The 23,682-nt window shown below is 63.2% G+C and carries 18 protein-coding genes; 4 read left to right on the forward strand and 14 right to left on the reverse strand.

All coding sequences use genetic code 11. The annotated features are described in order from the left end of the window. Positions 1–451 precede the first annotated feature (451 nt). Positions 452–2,401 carry a sigma-54-dependent Fis family transcriptional regulator gene (locus GTP90_RS29630; protein WP_161086881.1) on the forward strand — a complete coding sequence of 650 codons (1,950 nt, stop codon included), beginning with the start codon at positions 452–454 and terminating at the stop codon, positions 2,399–2,401. A 14-nt stretch (positions 2,402–2,415) separates the two neighbouring features. On the opposite strand, the gene GTP90_RS29635 is transcribed toward GTP90_RS29630, so the two are convergent. The 7 genes from GTP90_RS29635 to GTP90_RS29665 form a co-directional block, all read right to left on the reverse strand. Next, a complete protein-coding gene (locus tag GTP90_RS29635; RefSeq protein WP_161086882.1) occupies positions 2,416–3,396 on the reverse strand; it encodes an FAD:protein FMN transferase in 981 nt (326 codons plus the stop codon). Further along, positions 3,393–5,507: a 4Fe-4S binding protein gene (locus GTP90_RS29640; RefSeq protein WP_161086883.1), complete on the reverse strand. Its 2,115-nt coding sequence runs from the start codon at positions 5,505–5,507 to the stop codon at positions 3,393–3,395. Before GTP90_RS29640 ends, GTP90_RS29635 begins: the two co-directional genes overlap by 4 nt. Continuing rightward, positions 5,507–6,661, reverse strand: coding sequence for a porin family protein (locus GTP90_RS29645; RefSeq protein WP_254452110.1), 1,155 nt, complete (start codon positions 6,659–6,661; stop codon positions 5,507–5,509). Before GTP90_RS29645 ends, GTP90_RS29640 begins: the two co-directional genes overlap by 1 nt. Positions 6,662–6,865: 204 nt before the next feature. Continuing rightward, the gene (locus tag GTP90_RS29650; RefSeq protein WP_161086884.1) at positions 6,866–8,608 is read right to left on the reverse strand and encodes a PQQ-dependent methanol/ethanol family dehydrogenase; all 1,743 of its coding nucleotides are present in this window, start codon (positions 8,606–8,608) and stop codon (positions 6,866–6,868) included. Positions 8,609–8,651: 43 nt separating this feature from the next. Further along, a complete protein-coding gene (locus GTP90_RS29655) occupies positions 8,652–9,023 on the reverse strand; it encodes a DUF779 domain-containing protein (protein WP_161086885.1) in 372 nt (123 codons plus the stop codon). Positions 9,024–9,025: 2 nt separating this feature from the next. After that, positions 9,026–10,546: an aldehyde dehydrogenase gene (adh, locus tag GTP90_RS29660; protein ID WP_161086886.1), complete on the reverse strand. Its 1,521-nt coding sequence runs from the start codon at positions 10,544–10,546 to the stop codon at positions 9,026–9,028. A 201-nt stretch (positions 10,547–10,747) separates the two neighbouring features. After that, a complete protein-coding gene (locus tag GTP90_RS29665) occupies positions 10,748–11,689 on the reverse strand; it encodes a beta-propeller fold lactonase family protein (protein ID WP_175048285.1) in 942 nt (313 codons plus the stop codon). A gap of 117 nt (positions 11,690–11,806) precedes the next feature. On the opposite strand from GTP90_RS29665, the gene GTP90_RS29670 reads away from it, so the two are divergent. After that, positions 11,807–13,918, forward strand: coding sequence for a TonB-dependent receptor family protein (locus GTP90_RS29670; protein ID WP_161086887.1), 2,112 nt, complete (start codon positions 11,807–11,809; stop codon positions 13,916–13,918). On the opposite strand, the gene GTP90_RS29675 is transcribed toward GTP90_RS29670, so the two are convergent. The 5 genes from GTP90_RS29675 to GTP90_RS29695 form a co-directional block, all read right to left on the reverse strand. Then, positions 13,915–16,128 carry a TonB-dependent receptor gene (locus GTP90_RS29675; RefSeq protein WP_161086895.1) on the reverse strand — a complete coding sequence of 738 codons (2,214 nt, stop codon included), beginning with the start codon at positions 16,126–16,128 and terminating at the stop codon, positions 13,915–13,917. The genes GTP90_RS29670 and GTP90_RS29675 overlap by 4 nt on opposite strands. Then, entirely contained in the window at positions 16,128–16,958 is an 831-nt protein-coding gene (locus GTP90_RS29680) for a substrate-binding periplasmic protein (RefSeq protein WP_161086888.1), read from the reverse strand. Before GTP90_RS29680 ends, GTP90_RS29675 begins: the two co-directional genes overlap by 1 nt. Positions 16,959–16,972: 14 nt before the next feature. Beyond that, the gene (gene pedF, locus GTP90_RS29685; RefSeq protein ID WP_117015869.1) at positions 16,973–17,449 is read right to left on the reverse strand and encodes a cytochrome c-550 PedF; all 477 of its coding nucleotides are present in this window, start codon (positions 17,447–17,449) and stop codon (positions 16,973–16,975) included. Positions 17,450–17,572: 123 nt separating this feature from the next. Then, positions 17,573–18,985 carry a hypothetical protein gene (locus GTP90_RS29690; RefSeq protein WP_161086889.1) on the reverse strand — a complete coding sequence of 471 codons (1,413 nt, stop codon included), beginning with the start codon at positions 18,983–18,985 and terminating at the stop codon, positions 17,573–17,575. A gap of 2 nt (positions 18,986–18,987) precedes the next feature. Next, positions 18,988–20,226, reverse strand: coding sequence for a prohibitin family protein (locus tag GTP90_RS29695; RefSeq protein WP_161086890.1), 1,239 nt, complete (start codon positions 20,224–20,226; stop codon positions 18,988–18,990). A 195-nt stretch (positions 20,227–20,421) separates the two neighbouring features. Between GTP90_RS29695 and GTP90_RS29700 the strand changes: the two genes are divergently transcribed. Then, positions 20,422–21,114 carry a response regulator transcription factor gene (locus GTP90_RS29700; RefSeq protein WP_161086891.1) on the forward strand — a complete coding sequence of 231 codons (693 nt, stop codon included), beginning with the start codon at positions 20,422–20,424 and terminating at the stop codon, positions 21,112–21,114. 2 nt (positions 21,115–21,116) lie between these two features. After that, on the forward strand, positions 21,117–23,201 hold the full coding sequence (locus GTP90_RS29705; protein WP_161086896.1) for a sensor histidine kinase: 2,085 nt from the start codon (positions 21,117–21,119) through the stop codon (positions 23,199–23,201). Here the strand turns inward: GTP90_RS29705 and GTP90_RS29710 are convergent. Beyond that, entirely contained in the window at positions 23,198–23,467 is a 270-nt protein-coding gene (locus tag GTP90_RS29710) for a hypothetical protein (protein WP_161086892.1), read from the reverse strand. The genes GTP90_RS29705 and GTP90_RS29710 overlap by 4 nt on opposite strands. 24 nt (positions 23,468–23,491) lie before the next feature. Further along, a partial coding sequence (locus GTP90_RS36695) for a hypothetical protein (RefSeq protein WP_217432045.1) occupies positions 23,492–23,682 on the reverse strand: 191 nt, incomplete at its 5' end.

The following is a 23,682-nucleotide window of genomic DNA, read 5'->3' on the forward strand; positions in this document are numbered from 1 at the left end:
CTATTTTCATAGCGCCTATTTCATTACTTCTTGTGAACATTTGATATTTTAAGTATCAGCAGAACTAGTCTGCTGTGCACTTTCATCAAACGTCCACACTTATCGACTGTTAATTTTTAAAGAACTTTATTCGGTACTGCTTGCTGAAGAAGCGTTGTGTTCATCAGCGAAGAGGCAAGATTATGAAGTGTTTCGTTTATCTCGTCAAGCCTGTTTTTTTCTCCGCTCTTCGCTGCATTTGCATGCTGCGTTTTGCGGGGAGGCGAACTATAGCAAAGACCTGATGGAACTGCCAAGGTTTATTTTTCGCTGGCACCCTGTTTGCTTATACCCCTGACAGCAACAGCTTAACGCGCAGCTTTTGCTCACATTCTGCACAGGTGCTACATTATGGAACACCCTTGCAGGCAAAGCAGAGCCGATAACGGCCGCCGGAGACAAAGAGACCTATATGGAACGCCAGACTGCTCCAGATCTGAACACCACCCCTGCAAGCAAGGCGTGGGCAGACAATATGCCGCAAATCATCGAGACATCGCATCAGCGATCACAGAAGTATGGGTTATCCCCGGAGTCCCCGCCCGACTACAGCCCGCTGGCACACAATGATCTGTCGCTGCTTATAGAACAAAACCGCCTGCTGCACGCCCACGCCATTCCGGCGATGGAGACGCTGTACCAGCAAATCGTCAACACCCACAATATGGTGATCCTCACGGACGCCAAGGGCGTCATCGTCCACTCACTGGGCGACGACGACTTCCTGGAAAAAGCCAGCCGCGTGGCCCTGCAGCCTGGCGTCGCATGGTCGGAGCAAAGCCGCGGCACCAACGCCATCGGCACCGCCATCGCGGAACGTTCGCCGGCGCTGGTCCACGCGGACCAGCACTACCTGTCCGCCAACCACTTCCTCACCTGCTCGGCCGCGCCCATCTCCGACCACCTGGGCAATGTGGTCGGCGTGCTCGATGTCTCTGGCGACCAGCGCAGCTATCACAAGCACACCATGGCGCTGGTACGCATGTCCGCGCTGATGATCGAGAACCAGCTGTTCTCCGCAACGTTCGAAGAAGCGATCACGCTGCACTTCCATGCGCGCCCGGAGTTTATCGGTACGCTCATGGAGGGCATCGCCTCGTTCAGCCCCGGTGGCCGCTTCCTGGCCGCCAACCGCAACGGCTTGTTTCAGCTAGGCCTCCCCTTCGCCGCGTTGCAATCGCATACCTTCAGCTCCCTGTTTGGACTGCCGGTGTCCGCGCTGTACGACCACTATCGCACGGCGTCGCCAGGCCTGCTGAACCTGTGCATGCACAGTGGCGTGCGCGTATATGGGCGCGCGCAGCTGCGGCTATCCAACAGCGTCTTCCAGCAATCCCTGACGACCGAACGCGCCCCGCCGGCCAATGCCGCGGTGGCGGCCAACCAGGCGGCGGCCACCGCGCGCAGGCTGTCCGGCCTGCGCTACCTGCGCACCGGCGACCAGCAACTGGAGCTGGTGATCGAAAAAGTCACCCGCGTCCTGGGGCGCGACATCCCCATCATGATCATGGGCGAGACGGGCACCGGCAAGGAGCTGCTGGCGCAGGCGATTCACAACGATTCGCCACGCGGGATGAGCCCCTTCGTCGCGGTGAACTGCGCCTCGATACCCGAAACGCTGATCGAGTCCGAACTATTCGGCTATGAAGACGGGGCCTTCACCGGCGCGCGCAAGAAGGGCGCGACCGGCAAAATCCTGCAAGCCAATGGCGGCACCCTGTTCCTCGATGAAATCGGCGACATGCCATTCAGCCTGCAAGCGCGCCTGCTGCGCGTGCTGCAAGAGCGCATGGTCACGCCGCTTGGCAGCGACAAATCCATTCCCGTGAACGTGGACCTGATCTGCGCGACCAACCATAATCTGCGCGACCGCATGGCCAAGGGCTTGTTCCGCGAAGACCTTTACTACCGCCTCAATGGCCTGGTGGTCAAGCTGCCGCCGCTGCGCGAGCGTACCGATCTCGAGACCGTGGTCAAGAAGATCCTGTCCACCGAGTCGAACAACGGCCGCTATCACGTGTCCGATGAGATCCTGCAGCTGTTCCGGCGCCATCGCTGGCCGGGTAACTTCCGCCAACTGACCAATCTGCTGCGCACCGCGATCGTGATGGCCGGCGACGAGCATGAAATCTGCCTTCGGCACATGCCTGACGACTTCCTCGACGATATCGAGCAATCGCCAGTCGCCAACAACGACATTCGCGCCGAGCGCATCGTCGCCAGCGGCGCCAATCTTGAGGAGATGGAGCAATCGGTCATCCTCAAATCGCTGGAAGCCCACGGCGGCAACGTCTCGGCAACGGCGCGCGCGCTTGGCGTATCGCGTAACACCATCTACCGCAAGGTGCCGAACTTGAAGTAACGAGCAGCGCATCCTCAAGCGTCCGAAGGAAAGCCGGCGGACCGTTTCTCGCGCCCTTGCTTGTCGATCGCCATCAGGTCGACGGCGGGCAGCCGCGATGCGAGTGCGCTGGCCCGCTCCCATCCCATGACCATGAACGCGGTGGACAGGCCATCAGCCAGCATCGCATTCGGCGCCAGTACCGTAACACTCGCCAATTCGTCCGGCGAATCACCGGCCGCCGGATCGAAGATATGGTGATGCCTGTAATCCGGCGTGAAGGTGCATTCGTAATCCCCTGAGGTGGCGACGCTACAGCCCTGCGCATACAAAGTCGCCGCCAAGGCGTTGACATCGCGCGGATCACGTACGCCCAGTATCCACGGGTGGCTTCGGGATTTCCGGCCGCGCGCGACAAACTCCCCGGTATCGAGCAATGCGTGGCGTATCCCATGCGCCTGCACCGCCGCCAACGCCTGATCCGCCGCGTAACCTTGCGCCAGGCCGTTCAACGTGAGCGCCATCCCCTCCTTGCGGAAGCGAATGGCGGCGTCGCCTATCTCCAAATGACGCCAGCCGACCAAGGCTTGCGCCCGGCGACGCTCCGCGTCCGACGGCAGCCCGCCGCGTGCCGCCGATTCGGAATACAGCCGCCACAAAGGCTGCACGGTCACATCGAAGGCACCCTCGCTCAACTGCGACAGTTGCGCCGCCTGGTTCAGCACTTCCAGTAAGCGCGCATCGGGACGGGACAATATACCGTCGCGATTGAGCTGATATACCTGGCTGCCGGGATGATAGATGCTCATCAGGCGATCGATGCCCTGCGCCGCCTTCAAGCCATCGGCAATCGCGCGTCCCGCAAGTTCCGCATCTTCGTGCACCACCGAGATCGAAATCGTCGTGCCGAAGGCCAGTGCGGCGCCCCTGTGCAGCGTGTCGCTCCCGCGCCATGCGCAGGCGGACACACCACCGATCGCTCCGACGGCGCTGGCGATAAAGGTACGTCTCTTCATATGCGGCTCCTTGCGGCGGGCTGGATCGGTATGGTGCGATGACGCTTGATCTCCAGGATGCGTACCGCGCACTTCTCGTCGCTCTCATAGATCACGACGCAGTCCATGCACTGGAAGCACTCGTCATACGCCACAGCGCCGGATGGCGAAATCGCCTGATAGTCGCAGCGATGACGGCAGGTCTGGCACGGCGCGCCGCAATCCTTATAACGCGGTATCCAGTCAATCAGCCGAAACCTGCCCAGCAGCGCCAGCGAGGCGCCGAAAGGACACAGGTAACGGCAAAAGAATTTATAGACAAAGCCACTGGCCAACAGCAACCCGACCGCGTATGCGACGTACGGCCAGCTACGCACAAAGCTCAGGGTGATCGCGGTCTTGAACGGTTCCAGCTCCACCAACTTATCCGTCAGCTCATTGGAAAAGAAGGCGCTGGCGACAATCGCGGCCAGCGCCACGTATTTGAGGTACTTGAGCCGCGCGTCCGTTCGATGCCTGATGCGCAACTGCGGTATGTGCATCCACTGCGCCAGCTTCCCCGTCAGCTCCTGCAATGCGCCGAAGGGGCACAGCCAGCCGCAGAATGTGCCGCGCCCCCACACCAGCAACGACACCAGCACGAATACCCACAACGCCACCGTCATCGGATCGAACAGCAGAAACTCCAGGCTGCGGCGCGCCCACAACGCCTGCACCACGCCAGTGACATTGACGATTGAAAGCTGGCCCTGTGCGTAGTAGCCGACAAAGCCCACGGTGAAGACAAGATAGGCGCGGCGGAACCAGTTAAAACGCGAACCCTTGGCCGTCAAGCGCTTCTGCATGGTCAACGCGACGCTCAACACCGCCAGCCCGGCCGCCAGCGTCGCCAGCTCCCAGCGCCGCGCGCTCCAGATACCCGGCCAGGACTTGCTGTTGTCTTCGACCTTGGTCAACAGGCGCTGGGGCAGCGTGTAACGCAGGCTCAATTCACGCGTTATACGCTCGGGATAGACAATGCCCTTGTTGCGGGTGACCGGCAGCGCGAAATCCATGGGCGAAGCCGGATCAAGCCCCGCCTGGCCGATCACACGGAAGATGGTCACGCTGCCCACCTCCAGCGGCAGGGCCAACTTCACGTCAAGATCCAGGTCGCGCATATCGATGGGCAGCTTTTCCTGCCGCAGCAGGATACGGTCCGGCACACTGCCGCGCACAAAGTCATCTCCCGTGACGCTGTAACGGCCGGATGACATCACGATCAGCGCGTGGTCGCCCTCCTCCAGGCGGCCCTGCAGCTTGCGCCAGCCGGCCGCCGTCAGCAGATTCCGGCCTATCGACGGCACGGAAACGAAGGCCAGGTACAAGTCGATGAAGGTGTCGTCCGGTTGAGCCAGCGCCTGCGGATCGAGGCCGGCGCCCGGGCCGCCGGCGAACAACCGCTCGATGTCACGATTGCTCACGCGCAGACGCTGAACCAGGCCGTCCGCCATCATCCGTTTCAGATCCAGCGGTTCGAACACGTCCGGCCGCACCCGCGCGATCTGATCGGGATCGCGGCCGGCTGCAAAGCCCAGCTTCTTGCGCGAGACCTTGAGCGCGGCGGCCAGCACGCTCTGGTTGATGATGCGTACCGATGCCGTGGCCTTGGACACGCCGTCGATATACGCATGTGCCGCGTCGGGATGGCGGACGCGGTGCCCGCCGGTCTCGATGCTGATATTCTGCTTGAGCGAGAGATCCTTGTACTGCTTGACGAACTGATAGAGCGGCGCCTCGCCCAGCCCATCCAGGAACACCGGCTCGTGATGCGACAACACCTCGACGCCGATAAAGGTGCCTTTGGGATCGATCGCCACCATCAGGTTAAGCGGCACACCGGAAAAACCTGGTATCGGCGCCAGGTCGATCGACTCGAACACATAGCCCACCAACTCGGTCGCCGTGGCGTTCTGCTTAAACAGCGGCCATACCGGTAAATCGGCTTCGCGTTCCCCCACCATCAGCGGCGCGGGGAAACGACGAGCCATCTCGGCGCGCGTGAGCACGCCGGCCTGCGCCGGCGTGGCGCCGAGCACCAGCGCCAGCACACCGGCCAGCAGACACAGAACGCAGGTCAGCGTGGCCCTCATCAGAAGAAGATGATACCGCCGAGGGAAGCGCCGTTCATCTTGCCCTCGCCGCCGGCGAAGCCCTTGGAACGAGTCTGGCCGATCTCGCCAACCAGCGTGATCGCGCTGGTCATCGAGTAGTACACGCCGCAGGTCAGGTTGGCGTTCGATTTCAGGCCGCCGGTGCCCGCCGTGTTGTCGTCGTTACGGCTGATGCCATAACTCAGGCCGACCTTGACCTTGTCCGCAGTCTTATAGGTAGCCTGCACGAAGTACGCCTTGGACTTGGTATCGCCCTGGTCTGCATCGGACAGGATGCCCAGTCCTTTGCCGCCCTGGAAATTGGCCAGCACGCCCAGCGGGCCGGCCTGATACGAAGCTCCGGCTTCAACGCCGGTCATCGTGAAATCCTTGACGCCCGGCGCGGTGGCGCTGAACTTCTGCGATTTGGCGCCCAGCCAGCCCTTGAAACCATCGACCGCATAACTGAGCTGCGCCTGCACCTGCGGACTCGATTTCGACGAATACACCGGCGCCGCAACGATAGGTGTATCGGCCACAGGGCTGACCAGCGCCGCGTCGAAGCCGATGCCCGACGCCGACTTCGGCGCGCTGTAGGCGATCTGGCCGTAATAGCCCACATAGCTGTAGCCGGCGCCGATGTGGCCCAGCGTCACACGGCCGCGCTGCGTCGCCTGAACAGGTGCGCCCGCGCCGATCAGCGTCATGTCGGAAAAGATGGCGCCGGCGCCAAAGATGCCGTTGTCGCGTCCAAGCTTGATGGTGCCCATCTGTGCGTTCCCGAACGTGAAGTAGGCCTGGCGCACGTCGACGCCGCTGTTGACCGCGATCGCGCTGTCGGTGGCGGTGGCGTTATAGATGCCGATCAGCGCCTTGACGTCGTAATCGCCTTGCTTCGACGTGGCCGACGTGACGAGGCCATTCGGCAGCAGGCCATTGCCGATCGTGGTGCGATTATTTTCGCCGCCGCAGCCCAGCCCCTTGCTGCCCAGCGCCAGCCCGCCGACAGCGTCACCATTGCATGACACTTGCGTGTAGTAGGCGTTGACGATGCCGCCTATTGATGCGTTCCAGTCCCCAGCCTTGAAATCGACAGCCTGTGCGCCTTGAATACCCGTCGCAGTCAGTGCGCCGATCATTAGAATTTTTTTCATTTTTATGTCTCCAGTATTGTTTTCATACATCGGGCGATGCAACTCGCATATCGCAATTTGCGTGCCCGCGCATCGCCACAGGGAGAAGCAAGCCTTATGAAAAAAGGCCTTGTGCAAAAACTTATCATGCGTTCCGTCGCACTGTTCAAAATCTGATCGAAAAAAAAAGGCGGCCGAAGCCGCCCAAAAAACTACAAGAGATCTTTACTTGGTCGATAATTTGAAGACCCACACCGAGCCGCCCTGCTCAAGGAAGTTCACCTTCTTCGCTACTTCGCCACCCCACAAAGGCACCGCACCGCCCCAGCCTGAAACCACCGCCACATACTGCGTATCGCCATCCTGCCAAGTGACGGGAGGCGCCACCACGCCGGAGCCGGTCTGGAACTTCCACAGCTCCTTGCCGCTCTTCGCGTCCAGCGCTTTCAGGTAGCCTTCCGGTGTGCCATAGAACACCAGCCCACCGGCCGTCGTCATCACGCCACCCCACAACGGCGCATTGTTCTTGACCTCCCAGACGATCTTGCCGGACTTGGGATCCACCGCGCGCAGTGCGCCGATGTAGTCGTCGAACAGCGGACGAATGGTGAAGCCCGCGCCCAGGTAAGCGCCACCTTTCTTGTAGCTGATCGGCTCATTCCAGATATCCATGCCCCACTCGTTGGCGGGTACGTAGAACAAACCGGTCTGCTGGCTGTAGGCCATCGGCATCTGGTTCTTCGCGCCCAGGAAGGCCGGCGCCGCAAATACCGTGCTGCCCTTCTTGCCTTCCTCGCCCTTGGTCGGGTCACCCGGACGATTGGCGGCGATGAAGTTGGGACGGCCGGTCTTGATGTCGATGCTCGACGCCCAGGTGATCTTCTTCACAAACGGGAAGGCGTTCTGCAGCTTGCCGTTGTTCGCGTCGATCACGTAGAAGAAGCCGTTGCGGTCGGCCTTGCCGCCATAGCGCTTGCCGTCCATGTCGAAGGTGACGAATTCGTTGGCACCGTCGAAGTCCCACGAATCGTTGGGCGTGTTCTGGTAAGCCCATTTGATCTGGCCCGTCTTCACGTCCAGCGCCACCGTCGACGATGAGTACAGATTGTCGCCGGGGCGCAGGTGGCTGTTCCATGGCGCCGGATTGCCGGTGCCGAAGTAGGCCAGCCCGGTCTTGGCGTCGTAGGTGCCGCCCATCCAGGTGGAGGCGCCGCCGGTCTTCCACAAATCGCCCGGCCAGCTTTTGTTCAGCGTTCCCGAAATGCCGTTCTCGATGGCTTTGCCGTCCTTGTCGTAGCGGTAGCCCATGTGTCCCTCGACGGTGGGCCGGGTCCACAACAACTCGCCCGTCAGAGGATTGCGCGCCTCCACGCGGCCGACGATGCCGAACTCGCCGCCGGAGACACCGGTCAGCAGCACGCCGTCGGCAATCAACGGCGCGGCTGTCATCGAGTAGCCGGCCGCATAGTCATCGACCTTTTCCTTCCAAACGACCTTGCCGGTGTTCTGATCCAATGCCACCAGCTGCGCGTCGAGCGTGCCGAAGATGACCAGGTTGCCGAACAAGGCCGCGCCGCGGTTGACCACATCGCAGCAAGGCATGATGCCGTCCGGCAGGCGGTGCTCATACTTCCACAGCTTTGCGCCGGTCTTCAGGTCCACGGCGAAGATGCGCGAATACGACGCGGTGACGAACATCTTGCCGTTGTAGATCAGCGGTTGCGATTCCTGGCCACGCTGCTTCTCGCCCCCGAACGAGAATGACCACGCCGGAACCAGCTTCGCCACGGTCTTGGTGTTCACCTGGGTCAGCGGCGAATAGCGCTGTCCCTCCGATCCGATCCCGAACGACAGCACGCTGTCGGTGCTGGATGCCGCGTTCTTCAGCATGGCCGACGAGACGTCGGCCGCCTGTGCCAGCGACAGGAAGGAAATCCCCACCAGCGTTGCGATGACATTTTTCTGCACAATCTTCTCCAGTTATTATGTTTTGGTTTGCTGCGGTGTGCTGCTAGGCGGGCGGTCTCAAAGCCGCCAGCTCTTCGTCGCTGAACAGGCGCGAACGGGTCAGGAAGCGCCTGCCCGTGCCGTTATCGAGCGAGAACATGCCGCCGTTCCCGTCAACCACGTCGATGATCAGCTGCGTGTGTTCCCAGTACTCGAACTGCTCGCTGCCCATGTAGAACGGCGTCCCGTCCAGATTGCCGAGATAGACATCGGTGTCGCTGATGGCAAACTCCCCGGCCGGGTAGCACATCGGCGTGCTGCCGTCGCAGCAGCCGCCGGACTGGAAGAACATCAACGGCCCGTGGCGGCCGCGCAGGAGAGCGATCAGGTCGAGCGCCGCCTGGGTGGCCGTAACGCGGGCGATGACGTGGTCCATGGTCAGAAGAAGCCCAGTGCGTTCGGGCTGTAGCTGACCAACAGGTTCTTGGTCTGCTGGTAGTGGTCCAGCATCATCTTGTGGTTCTCGCGGCCGATACCCGACTGCTTGTAACCGCCGAACGCCGCATGCGCTGGATACAGGTGGTAGCAATTGGTCCACACGCGGCCAGCCTGGATCGCGCGGCCGACACGGAAGGCGCGCGAACCATCACGCGTCCAAAGGCCTGCGCCCAGGCCATACAAGGTGTCGTTGGCGATGCTCAGCGCTTCCGCTTCATCCTTGAAAGTCGTCACCGACACCACCGGTCCGAAGATTTCTTCCTGGAAGATGCGCATCTTGTTGTGGCCCTTGAAGACGGTCGGACGCACGTAGTAGCCTTCCTTCATGTCGCCGCCCTGCATGCTGCGGCCACCGCCGGCCAGCAGCTCAGCGCCTTCCTGCTTGCCGATGTCGATATACGACAGGATCTTTTCCAACTGCTCGTGCGAGGCTTGCGCGCCCAGCATGGTGCTGGCGTCCAGAGGATTTCCCTGCTTGATCGCCGCGACGCGGGCCAGCGCGCGCTCAATGAATTTCTCGTAGATCGATTCCTGGATTAACACGCGCGATGGGCAGGTGCACACCTCGCCCTGGTTCAACGCGAACATCGCGAAGCCTTCCAGGCACTTGTCGAAGAATGCATCGTCCGCATCCATCACGTCTTCGAAGAAGATGTTCGGCGATTTGCCGCCCAGTTCGAGCGTGACGGGGATCAGGTTCTGCGCTGCGTACTGCATGATCAGGCGGCCGGTGCCCGTCTCGCCGGTGAAGGCGATCTTCGCGATGCGCTTGTTCGACGCCAGCGGCTTGCCCGCTTCCAGGCCGAAGCCATTGACCACATTCAGCACGCCAGGCGGCAGCAGGTCGGCGATCACTTCCAGCAGCACCATGATGGAGGCGGGGGTCTGCTCGGCGGGCTTGAGCACCACGCAGTTGCCGGCCGCCAGCGCCGGCGCCAGCTTCCACACCGCCATCAGGATAGGGAAGTTCCATGGGATGATCTGGCCGACCACGCCCAGCGGCTCATGGAAGTGATAGGCGTAGGTTTCGGAGTCGATCTGCGCGACCGAGCCTTCCTGCGCGCGGATGCAGCCGGCGAAGTAGCGGAAGTGATCGATCGCCAATGGGATATCGGCGGCCGTGGTTTCGCGGATAGGCTTGCCGTTGTCGATGGTTTCAGCGGTGGCGATCAGCGCCAGGTTGGCTTCCATGCGGTCCGCGATCTTGTTCAGGATATTGGCGCGCTCGGTCTGCGAGGTTTTGCCCCATGCGTCCTTGGCGGCGTGGGCGGCGTCCAGCGCCAGCTCGATATCCTCAGCGGTGGAGCGGGCCACCTCGCAGAAAACCTGGCCGGTGATCGGCGTGACGTTGCCGAAGTATTCGCCCTTGACCGGCGCGACGAATTTGCCGCCGATGTAGTTGTCGTAGCGTTGTTTGAATGGATTGGCAACGCCCAATTTGCTGATGTCTGCGAGATTCATGTCGTCCTCTTTCTGCTGTGGTTATGAGGCCGCGCGAGGCGGCGGTAGGTACTGCGTGCTCTCCTTTTCGCAAGCACCGTGCCAGCTTCGCTTTTCCCCGTGCCGCGCTTGAAATACAGGGGGGAGCGGCTGGGGAGTGCTGTACCGGTGCCGTGACACCTGTTCAGGTTTGGAACAGGTGTCTGCCGATGGAACAGCGTCTCAGCGGATCACCACGCCCCAAGGCAATTCGCCCACCGCGACATCCGCCCGCTTTGCCGCAGCGGCGGTATCGATCACGGATACGCTGTTGGAGCGGCCGTTGGCCACATATAGCTTGGCGCCGTCCGGCGTCAGCGCCATGTTCCAGGGTCGCTTGCCAACTGCAATGGTGGCGCTGACGGTATTGGTGGCGGTGTCGATCACCATCACGTTGGCGTCCGCGCCGTTCGATACATAGACCTGCCGGCCCCCGGGATGCACGACGATACCGTTGGCGTTCTTCCCGGCAGGGATGCGCACCGTCGTCGCCAGCGTCGCCATGTCGACCACGTACACGGCTCCCGCCAATTCGCAAGCGACATAGGCGCGGGCGCCATCGGGGCTGAAGCCCATGCCGCGCGGCCGCAGGCCCACCGCCACCGCGCCGGTCTGGCGCCGCGCGGCGACATCGATCACATCGACCTGCTCCGCCTCCTCCGCGCTGACGAGCAACCAGCGGCCGTCCGGGCTGAAGACCGCATGCTCCGGGTTCTTGCCTTTCACCGCGATATCCGCCAGCACCTGTCCGGTGCCCGCCTCGATCAGGGTGACGCTGTTGCTCTCCTCAACCGCCACCGCCACATATCGACCGTCCGCCGATGCGCTCACGCCCTCGGGCGATTTCCCCAGCGCGATGCGGCGCGCCACGGCGCCGCTGGCGGTATCGATCACCAGCAGCGCATTGCTGGCTGCATCGGTCACGTACAGGCGCGCGCCGGCTGGATCGGCCGCGATGCCGCGTGGCCGCTTGCCTGCGGCGATCTCGCGCAGCACGGAATCGGTGGCGGTATCGATCACGCTGATGCTGCCCGACTTCTCGTTCGGCACATAGGCAAAGGGGGCGGCCATCGCGGGGCCGCATAGCAAAAACGCCAGGTAAGACAAGATGCGAGAGCTGTTCATGGTGATCACCTTTCAGGAAAATGCGATGACCGTTGCAATCGGCGTGCCACCGGAAAACCGGGATGGCAGGTATATTGCTTAGTGGTCCGGCATAACACAGACCAAAACGGAGACAATATGAAGCAAGCCCTTTTCCAATTAAATTCGGTGGCCGCGCTGTTTGCCCTGAGCGGCGCCGTCATCGCAGCCGACGACGCCGCACGGCCGGCGGAGGTGGTGGTCAGCGCCACCCGCGTCGGGCACACGGTGTTCGATATGCCCGCCGCCATCGACGTCGTCGACGCTGAACGCATCCGCGACAGCCAGGCACGCGTCAACGCCAGCGAGGCGTTGGCCGCCGTCCCCGGCCTGGTGGCACAGAATCGCCAGAACTACGCGCAGGACCTGCAAATCTCCTCGCGCGGATTCGGCGCCCGCTCGGCCTTCGGCGTGCGCGGCGTGCACCTGATCGCCGACGGCATCCCGGCCAGCATGCCGGACGGCCAGGGCCAGGCCGCCACCTTCAATCTCGATATGGCCGAGCGTATCGAAGTGCTGCGCGGCCCCTTCTCCGCCATCTACGGCAACCACTCGGGTGGCGTGATCCAGATGTTCACGCGCGACGGCGAAGGTGCACCAACGGTAGAAGCAGCGCTGACCGCCGGCAGCTACGGCAGCCGCAAGGCCGATCTGAACGCACAAGGCAAGCAGGCCGGCATCGGCTACGTGCTGGATGCGTCCCGCTTCGAAACGGACGGCTATCGCGCCCACAGCGCCGCCACGCGCGACCAGGCGTTCGCCAAGTTGACATTGGCGCCGATGGCCGGCGCCAGCCTGACCATCATCGGCAACGCGCTGCGCCAGGACGACACCCAGGACGCGCTGGGCGTGACCTGGGCCACCTACCAGCGCGATCCGCGCGCCGGCGAGATCGATACCACCGATACGCAGAATCCGAAGCGCACGCTGGCCGACCGTTACAACACCCGCAAGAGCATTGACCACCAGCAGATCGGCGCCAGCTGGGAGCAGCGCTTCGGCGACGACCGCCTGCGCATGACCGCCTATGGCGGCAATCGCGGCGTTATCCAGTATCAGGCCTTCTCCAAAGCCTTCCAGGCGCCGGCCACGCATTCCGGCGGCGTGGTCGACTTCGACCGCGACTTCCACGGCACGGACCTGAACTGGCTGCACTCGGGCGAACTGGCGGGCGGCAAGCTTAGTACCACCGTCGGCCTGGAATACGGCCGCTCCAGCGACGCACGCCGGGGCTATGAGAACTTCATCGGCACTCAGTTCGGCGTGAAGGGCGCGTTGCGACGCGACGAAAACGACAAAGTCACCAGCCTCGATCCGTACGTGCAGGCCGAATGGCAGTCCGGCGCATGGATGGTGAGCGCGGGCCTGCGCCATAGCAGTGTGAAGATATCGGTGGCCGATCGCTTCCTCAGCAACGGCAATGACAGCGGCAGCCTCGAATACAGCCATACCACGCCGGTGCTTGGCCTGCTATATCGCCTCTCGCCAGCGCTGAACGTGTATGCCAGCGCCGCGCGCGGCTTCGAAACGCCAACGCTCAATGAACTGTTCTACTCCGGTACCGGCGGCGGCTTCAACTTCCGTTTGCAGGCGTCGCAGAGCACCCATCTTGAAACCGGAATCAAGGCGCGGCTGAACGAGGGAACGCGCATCAATGCGGCTGTATTCCAGGTCCGCACGCGTGACGAGCTGGTGGTCGACAGCAGCGTTGGTGGCCGCACCAGCTACCGCAATGCCGGCAGCACGCTGCGCCAAGGGATGGAGCTGTCGCTGGACACCACCTGGAACCACGGCCTGAGCGCGCACGTGGCGCTGACCAGTTTGCGCGCGGTCTACGACCACGCCTTTGGCGCGGTCGCCGAAGGCAGCCGCCTGCCCGGCATCCCGAATGCCAACGCCTACGGCGAGCTGGCTTGGAAGGACAGCGCCAACCGCTTTGGCGCCGCACTGGAAGCTGTCGCCAGCAGCAAAATCTACGCGGACGATGCCAATGCCGACAAGGCGGCCCCGGGATATGGTGTGCTCAATGCGCGCGTCAACGCCAACCAGCAGTGGCATGGCTGGCGCTTCAAACAGTTCGTACGCTTGAATAACCTGCTGGACAAGCAGTATGTCGGTTCGCTGATCGTCGGCGACACCAACAAGCGCTATTACGAGGCGGCGCCTGGACGGAACTGGTTGATCGGCGCGAGCGCCCAGTATCAGTTCTAGAAGCGGTAATGCAGACCGGCCGCCACAGAACGTGGCGCGCCGGGTGCGACGAACCGGGCTTGCTGGGCCTCGATACCCTGCTGCTGCAAGGCGCCGTTCGGGAACATGTCCGCGGCGACGGCGCCGAAGGTCTCGTAACGGCGATCGAACGCGTTGTTCACACGCAGATACCACTCCCATTTCGAATCCGGCCGATAGCTGGCGTGCAGGCCGGCCAGGACGTAACCGCGCACGCGCCAGTCGGCCGATACCGGCGCGGCCTTGCCGTCCTCGTTACCCTGCGTCGCCATATCGGACAACGCTGTCAGGTCGGCGCCGACGGACCAGTGCCGCATCGCGCTCCACTCCAGCCCGAGCTTCAGTGTATTGCGCGGCAGCCCCGCCAGGCGAGTTCCGGGCGTCACATGAACGTTGCGCGTGCCTGTGAACAGGTCACCTTCCGCGTCGTACACGGCGTCCAGATAGCTGTAGCTCAATCGCGCAGACCAATCACCGATCCGGTAGCTCGCGCTCAGATCCGCGCCCTGATGGCGTGTGCGGTCGAAGTTGGAGAAGTAGCCTTGCTGTGCGATGCCGGCACTGCGAAACAGGATGTCGTCGCGATTAACAGTGCGGTACACCGATACCGCCGCCGCGCCGCGCGCCCCCTTCCAGCGGACGCCCGCTTCGGCGGTGCGGGACACGACCTGCGCCAGGTACGGGTCCGATTGCAGACCGACCGGCAAGCGGCATGGCTGTTCGGGATCGGCGCAACCCAGTTCGATCACGGTCGGCACCCGGTTGCTCTGCGACAGATTGGCGAACAGCGTCCAGCCGCCACCCACGCGGCGCGCGATGCCGACGGCGGGATTGAGCTTGCGATAGCTGAACGTCTCGGCAGGCTGCGGCTCACCGTCGCGGCGCAGCTGGTTGCTGACGGTCGCGTGGTTGTAGCGGGCGGACGCGGTCAACCAGGTGTCGGTGTCCACCTCCCAGGTATCGGCGGCGTACAACCCGGCCGTGCGCGAGTGGCCGCTGACCGACGATCCGGCCTCCTGCTCGGCATTCGTATCCGGGACGACCGAGCGGTCCGGGGCAAAGCCGGCATCCTGTTCATACTGCGCGAAGGCGACGCTGCCACGGTCGAACGCAAGCCCTGTGGTGAGTTGATGCCGGCCGGCGTCCTTGCTCAAATGGGCGCTGAATCCCTGGCTGCTTTGGCGGGTCTCTGTCGTGTTGTAGCTGGCAGGATAAGGGCTATCGCCCCCGGCATAGGCATCGTTGATGTCGCCGTTGACGGTGCTGCGCCGGCTGTTGCGTGCGTAGACGGCGGTGCTCAACTCCGTATGATCGTCGAAGCGATGGGTCATGCTGAAGACGACCTGGCGCAAGCGGTTGCGGGTTTCGTCAGGAGAGGTGTAGACGGCGCGGCGGTTTTGGTCATACAGGTCATCGGGCAGCAAGCCATTGCCCACCAGGCGGCTTTGGCCGGCCAGAAGCGCGACGCTCCACTCGCTGTCGCCGGCGGCACCGGCCAGCTTGACGTAGGCATTGGCCAGCCGTCCGTCGGAATGATCGCGCCAGCCCTTGTCGTTGAAAGCCGTACCTGCGATGAAGAGATTCCAACGCTCGCCGCTGTCGTAGCCATAAGCCAGGTCGGCTCGACGCTGCCCGTTGCTGGCGCCTGAGATGCCGAGGTCCGCACCCGGGTGATTTTTCCCGGACTTGGTAGTCAACACAAGCGCGCCGCCTAGCGTATTCAGGCCGTACAGAGGATTCGATCCCGGCGCCAGCATCACATTGCCGATAGCCGCCTCGGGCAGCATGTCCCAGTTCACCACATCGCCAAACGGCTCATTCACGCGCACTCCGTCCAGGTAAACGGAAATGCCCTGCGACGCCCCCAGCACCGGCGAGGCGCGAAAGCCACGATAGGTGATATCGTTCTGGAATGGGCTCCCCGACACCTCGTTGATATTCACGCCGGTCAGATTGCGCGCCATGAACTCGCTGAGGTTTTGGCCGGCAGCGGCGCCCACCTCGGCGGCATATGCCGTCTGCACCTGATACGGCAGCTGGTTGCGGTCCACTCCCAGGCCGGGCAAGGGCGCGACGCCGACGACATCCACCGACAACATCGCGGTAGCCGGATAGACCACCATCGTGGTATCCGCCGCCGCAGCCGCCCCGCATGCCAGCAGCATGGCGCTTGCCATCGAATGGCCGCGCATCACGGCATCTGCTCGTGCACGCCGTGCCGGGCAAAGATGGCCTGCAGTTCGCCGCTGGCCTTCATGTCGTTGACGGCCGCCTGAAGCAGGCGCGCCATTTCCTGGTCGTCCTTGCGCACCGCCATACCCACCGCCCACCCCGCGCGCGGCAGGCGCTGGAACGCCACTTCGTTCAGCGGAAAAGCGGGATCGTCGCGGAATACCGAATCGATCTCCGAGCGGTTGGCCAGCACGGCGTCGAGTTGTCCGGCCTTGAGCTGCTCCAGCGCTTCGGCAGCGGTGTCGAAAATCCGCACCTTGTCGCGGAAGCGTCCATTGCCTTCGCCCAGCAGCACCATTGCCGCGATGGAGACCTTCTCGACGCCGATGGTCTTGCCGTTCAATGCGTCGATGCCGTCGAAGACCGGCATGCTGCGCGCACTGCGCACCAGCCGCACCGTCTCGACGTGATACGGCGCGAAGATGGTGACCTTGCCGTTTTCGTTCATCAGCTGAGGCTCGACTGGCACGTGCAGCATGATGTCGGCCGGCCCGTAACCCAGGTAGTGCCCCTTCCAGACCATGTTGCGCAGGTCATCGCCGAGGTTTTCGCCGGCGGGAAAAGGCAGCAGGCTCAATTTCAGGCCCAGCTTTGAGGCCAGCGCCTGTGCAACCTCCACATCGATGCCGGCGCCCCGATCCGAGAACGGCGCGAACTGTTCATACACAGCCACCTTCAGCGAACCGGATAGACGGATCTTGTCCCACTCCGCATGCGCGGGTGCGGCGGTCACCAACAGCGCCGCGACGAGAGGAAGCAACGCGCCAGCGCGCGAACGAAAATTCGACATGGTCTGCTCCTCGATCAGTTGGCGGCATCGCGGCGGGCTTCGAGGTAGGTCTTGATGGCCCACATGGCTTCCTGATTGAACACGCCCTCGAACGGCGGCATGTACACGGCGCCGTTGCGCACCTTGCCATGGCGGATCGAGGTCAGGAAGTAGTTGTCGGTCTCCTTGTAGCAGGCCTTCTTCTTGTTGTCGTTTTTGACGTCGGTACAATCGCGGTCGAGCTGGCGCAGGTCCGGCGCGATGCCACCGGTGACCGCCTCCAGTCCGTGACAGCGGGCGCAGTTCTGGTTATAGGCGGACGTCCCTATTTTTAGCGCAAGCTTGTTGCCGCGATAAGGATTCTGGTCCAGCCATTTCTCGCCGAGTGGCGTCAGGCCGGTGGTGTCCACCGCCTGCGGCACAACGTTGCCGTGGGCGGTGGCGTAGAGGGAGGTCGTGGCCGCGGCAGCGATGACGGTCACGATGGCGAAGATGCGGAATGGATGATGCATGGTTGTCTCCTGGCTGTTTTAATGAGTGATATACAGCCATTGAGCAAATGCCATGCCACGCATTTCCCTCCTTGATCCATCGCACACCTGCTCCAATCTGGAACAGCTGTCACAACCCGCTGTTCAACGCAGGCTGACGGTCTGGCGCTTCCAGGCAGGATCCTGCCAGCGATAGAACATGCTGAGAGAGGAAGGCTTGTCGGCGGTCTTCAGCGTCGCCAGCGTATTGATCTCCACCAGTTCGAAACTGCGCTTGAATTTTCCGTCGACACGGGCCTCCCGCGCCACCAGCATGTTCTGCGAGCCGGGCACCCAGCCTGCGAATTCGGCATAGCCGATATCGGGATCGGCAGCGGCAGGCGGCAGCACGTCGACCAGCCAGCCGGCGCTGGTCTGGTGGAACAGCCACATCTCGCGCCAGCCATCCATTGGTTGCACCGCCAGCGACAGCGCCGTGTTCTGTGCATTGGCCTGCGCGGACGCAGTCCATACGACCCCGTAGCTGCAACGGCGCGCCAGCGCATGCTGCTGATCGTGTTTTGCATCGAGCAGCGCGACGCAGGTTTCTCCCGGCTGACCGGCCATCGCCTGCACATGCAAGCCGCTGGCGGAAGGCGTCACAGACCCTGCGGCGGCCCAGCGCACGCTGCCCGCGCGCACGCCGGCATCGGCGAACGCGCTCGTGTCGTCCTCGGTCAATTCGGCGGGATCCACCATCCCCAGTTCATCCAGCGCGCGCTGCGCCGCCTGCGTTGCTGCCTCCCCCTTGCGCGCCCGAGCGAAAGCCACCGACGACCATACCGCCGCGCGTCGCATGTGGATGCGGTTGCGCATGTGGGGCGCAAGATCCTTCAGGTCCACGCGCTCCAGTACCTCGGCGCGCCAGTCGTCCAGCGCCACGCGCGCACCGGGGCGCAATGCCGGGTCCACGCATTCCTGGCGCGTCAAGCCGAGTATCGCGGTCGCGCGCTGCTGCGGCTCCGACAGCATCGCCAGCACGCGGCGAAAGGCTTCGCCGTCATAGCATAGTTGCATGCGTCCCTCCCGCTCAAAACTGCGGATACCGATGCCGTAGTTGGCGACCACCTCCAGGTGCGCGGCGATCGTGGCATCGCCCTGCTTGCCCTGCTTGGCGGACGCGCGCCGCGCCAGCCGTTCAGCCATCGTGCCCAGCGCATCGAAAGGTTCCGCCGTGATCGCACTGGCGGGAGCGGCCTTCAGGTAAGCCGCCGCGTAGCTGATGCCCAGCGATTCCGCGCCCGGGGTGTCGCGCAGGAAGCGCACCACCGACAGCAATTCCGGGGCATCCGCCGGCGCCAGCGAAATCCTGCGCACCTGCGAGGCGCGGATGTAGCCCGCACGCTCACGGCGATAGTCATAGACCTGCAGGAAGTCCTGCTTCTCGCCGCGGATCTCCAGACTATCGCCCTGCCACAGGACGGCCTGCTGCTGGGCCGCATCCCTGGGTGCCGCGCGCAACGCGGCCTGGTCCTGCGTAACGATCGCCAGTACGGCGGCGGCTGCAATCATCGACATGATTATTGGCCTTCCTTGACGTTGTCTGTGACTTCGCCGCCGACTGTCGCCAGGCGCGGCTGCTTGCCACGCTGGCCGCCCAGCAGCGCGGAGCCGATAAATCCCCCATCGGTCGGCGAAGGCGCGATGATGACCGAGACCTTGTCCGATAATTTGTCCGCCATCGTTTTCTGGATCAGCAGCGGGTTGCGGGTAATCAGATCACCCTCGCGCTCCATCTGCGCGGCGGCCACCTTGCCGACCAGCTCCTGGCGATAGGCCTCCGCATCCGCCAGCTTGCGACGCGAATCTGCCTCGCCGGCGGCTTCGATGACCCGCGCTTGGGCGTTGCCCTCGGAGGTTTTGATGCGGGCCATTTTCTCCGCCTCGGCCTCCAGCTTGCGCTGCTCGATCTGCTTCTCCTTGAACGGCAGCACATGCGCCATCGCCTGCTCCTGCGCCCTGGCCGCGATGATCTGCTCATTGCCCGCAGCTTCGGCGGCCTTCTCACGGCGGATCTTTTCCGCGTCCGCTTCCAGGGCGGTTTGCTTGACCTGCTTCTCCTTCAGCTCCAGCGTGTAGCGCATCTTCTCCGTTTCCAGTTCCTCGGCCAGCAGCTTCTCCATGCCAGCCTGATACTCCGCCGGCAGCGTGATCTTGCCGATGGTGATACCGCGCAGCGTGACGCCGTCCGCAGCCAGCTTGGGTTTAAGCTCCGCCTCGATCGCCTGCTGGATCTCGGCACGCTTGGTCGAGAAGATCTCACGCACCGTGTAGCGCGTGAACACCTTGTAGATCACGCCCTGCACCGCCGGCTCGACGATGGAACCGTTGATATCCGGCGGCAGCGACTGCGCCATCGCGGCGACGCGGTTCACATCCAGCGCATAGCGCACCGACATGTCCACGCCCAGAGCCAGGCCTTCAACCGACTGGAACGGCGCCTTGTCGCTGCCGCTCGGACGGTACACCTGGTCGCGCAGCGACACCTGCCGCAACACGTGCACGCCGGGCACGAGGAACACCGCACCATCGCGCACGGTGATGGCGGAGCCGGTCAACTGATTGGTGCGGATGCCCAGGCTTCCAGGCGCCAGCTTGGCGATCGGCGGATGCGTCGCCAGACCGTAGACGGCGGCGCCGGCCAGGCCCAACGCCACCACTAACGCGCCATTGCGGCGCATGCCGTTCACCGCAGCGCCGGCGCCGCCGCTCAACGCCGCGCGCACTGCCTGCACCATCCGCTTGATCCGGTCCGCCATGATATTCACCTACTCCCGGTTGATTGATTTAAGGGCCCATCCCTGACATGCATGGTGCGCCGGGTGTGGCGGAAGTATCAACGCCGCTGCCGTCCGGGTATCCTCCGGCGCCGTGAAGAAATCCTCACAGCCGGTTTGTGACTTTTTGCGTAAAACCGTGGATACTCGTCGCATTGACAGTCAGTGGAGTACAACATGGCCAAAGTCGCCGTCATCGAGGACGATCTGCCGACCAGCAACCAGCTGCGGGCGTGGATAGAATCGGCGCGGCCCGGCATCGTGGTTGACCAATGGTTCAGCCGCGACGACGCCGAGGCGGCCATCGCGCGCGAACGCTACGACCTGGTGGTGCTCGATATCGAGTTGGGACGCGAGCGCCATGCCGGCGTCGCCATCATCAATGCCATCAACAAGCGGCACGCCACGCCGGTGCTGGTCGTATCGGCGATGCCGGCCACTATCTACCGCAGCATCATGAAGGCGCTCGACGCCTGGGACTATCTGCAGAAAGCCACGTTCGAGGAATCCGACTTCATCGAAACCTTCCTGGAGATCCTGCGCTCGGTGAAGGAAAAAGCGGAGCCGGCGCATGCCGCCGATGAACTGAGCATGGACCCGCTGCGCCAGCGCACACCCACCTGGCGTGGCCATCGCATCAACCTGCCGCTGACGGCACAGCGCATCCTGGCGGCGCTGTTCGCGCGGCGCGGCCAAGTGGTGTCCTATGATGAGTTATTCGAAGTGGTGAAGAGCGGGCGCAATCGCGACAATATCCGCAAGCACGTCAGCACCATCCGCGACGCCTTCCGCGAGATCGATCCCGGCTTCGCCTGCATCGAGAATATCCCCATGCGCGGCTTCCGCTGGGCCGACACCGAAAGTCATTGATCGTGAACTGGCGCCGGCTCAGCCTCGTCCCCTATCGCCTGCGGCTACTGCTGCGCGCGGCCTTCGTCTTCCTGATAGCGGCGACGGTGGGCCTGGCGCTGTCTGTGCTTCAGCAAGAGAAGCAGCTCAGCTACAAGAACTACCAGGGCAGTTTTCAAAAGACCCGCGTGCAGGTGGCGGCCACGCTGCGCCATCCGACCGGGCAACTGGCTTTGCTGAATCCTCAGCCAGCGACCGCCGGCAAGGCGCTGCATCCACTGCTGCTACCGTTCGCCGCGCTCGATTTCGACGATCTGCAAAAGGTGCAGCAGGCGGTGGCGATGTCCGGCTGCCTGGCGCAGTACGGTAACAACGGCTCTCTGTGCGTCGGTATCGGTAATAACCCCTGGGCCGGCGGTTTCATTTACGTCGCGGGTACTTTCGACGGCGCGCAACTGGTGCCGCATACCCGCGGCGACCAGGTGGTGGACCAGGCGCACCGCGTCAGGGTCAAAGTCAGCCTGCGCGGCCAGACATACGAGTGGATCGCACCGTTCGAGGAAAGCACCGAACCGCAAACACCGGGACACCGCTTCGGCGGCATGCGCGGGCGCCTGACCGGATTCGCCGCGGCCGATGTGGCGCGGGCCAAGGCGCCGGCGGTGAAAGATTTCCGGGGATGGATCTGGCAGAATCCGCGCTGCACCGACCAAACCGCTGCCGACGATGATAGCAGTTGCATGCGCAGCGCTTTCTTCTCGCTGCGGTTGCCGGTCGGTGTGCTGCAGGATGCGCTGTTCGAGAAGCGCCGCCCGGTGTGGCCGCCGGAAGACCTGGACCGCATCGATGTCCACATCGCAGTGCTGCCTCCGGGCGATGGGCCGCCGCTGCTCGACAGCGCCACCGGCCCGAGCGCGCCGGCGTTTTCATTGGCGGACTTGAAGCCCATGCTGCTGCCCGGAGAAAGCCTGCAGATCCGGCGGCTGGCGGATAGTGTCTCTCCGGCCGCCTCGCTGCCGCTGCTGGTTGGCCCGGTCGATCCTGAAGACCAATCCTGGCATTTCGTGACGACCCTGATTCGCCATCTGCCGGTCGATGCCTATGATGTTCCGCTGGAGGCGAAGGAGGTCATCGCCACGCCGGCCGGCAGCTACGAGGTTCTGCTCAAGGGTGACGTTCGCAGTGTCAGCAAAAGCCTGAGCGTGGTGGCCAGCCGGCTCGTATGGTTTGTCGGTGCGATGCTGGCGGCGCTGATGTTGGCGTGGCTGGTGATCGAGATCGGCATCATCCGCCGCATCAAGGTGCTGATCAAGCGTGCGGATGATGTCGGCGAGCGGGTCAAGGCCTCCAAAGGATTTTCCGAAACCGACCTTGCCGATCTGCGCGGCGAAGATGAACTGGGCGTGCTCGCCACCGGTCTGCACGATCTGCTGCGCCGCGTACGCGAGGACGTCGAACGCGAGAACATACGCGCGGAGCAGGAGCGCGACATGTGGCATGCGGTCGGCCACGAGATCATGTCGCCACTGCAGTCGTTGATGGTGCTGCATGGTGCACCCGAGGACGAAAGTCATCGCTACATCAGCCGCATGCAGCAGGCGATTCGTGTTCTGTATGGCCGCGCATCGCCGAGCGAAGCGTTCCAGTCATCCGAGCTGCAAGTCAGCGAGATTGATTTGACGGCGTTTCTACTGAACGTCGCCGAGAATGCGTCGTGCATCGGTATTCAGAATGTGGTCTTCCAGGGGCAGCGCGAAACGCTGACCGCGCGGGCCGACGAGTATTCGCTGGAGGATGTCGTCACCCACGTGCTGCGCAACGCGGAACGCTATCGGGCGCAGGGCAGCGCGATTACCATTTCGCTGGAGGCAGGCGATACTGGCGCGGCCATCACCATTCGCAACCGCGGACCACGGATAGCGCCCGATATGCTCACCAAGGTTTTTGAATACGGCGTGTCGGACCAAGCGGAATCCGGCGCCAATGGCAATCGAGGCCAGGGCCTGTTTGTCGCGCGCACCTACATGGCCAAGATGGGCGGCACCATCGTCGCGCAGAACGAGGTCGATGGTGTCAGCTTTGTCCTCAACTTGCAGCGGGGCGCCTAGCGCTGCTGGGCGGGCTGCTCCACCAGTTTAGTGAGCAACTGCTCCCGGTGCGTCATCACAAATTCGATGAAGACCGGCTCCTTGACGGCCAACCGTAGCAAGCCAGGCAGCAATTGATAGCAATAGCCGGCGACGGTTCGGACGGCGGCGTCGTTCTGCAGCGCCGTGCGGGTGATGGCACCGCCGTTTGCCGCCAGCATGGGCGCGATGGTGGTGCGGTGTTTATCGATGATGGCCGCGACCGGCCCAGTCAGTTTATCGTCCATGTCCACGCTCCGTTCGGTTGTCGATTACCGGATACTGCCTTGGAGACGATGGTTGGACAGTGCGCCTGCGCAAACGGGCAACGTATAGACGCAAAAAAGCCCCGACTGGATCACCAGAAGGGGCTTCTTTATATAACTAGCCTGACGATAACCTACTTTCACACTGGTTGCAGCACTATCATCGGCGCAGAGTTGTTTCACGGTCCTGTTCGGGA

It is taken from the genome of Duganella vulcania (assembly GCF_009857655.1).
In the GTDB taxonomy this organism is placed as follows: domain Bacteria; phylum Pseudomonadota; class Gammaproteobacteria; order Burkholderiales; family Burkholderiaceae_D; genus Rugamonas; species Rugamonas vulcania.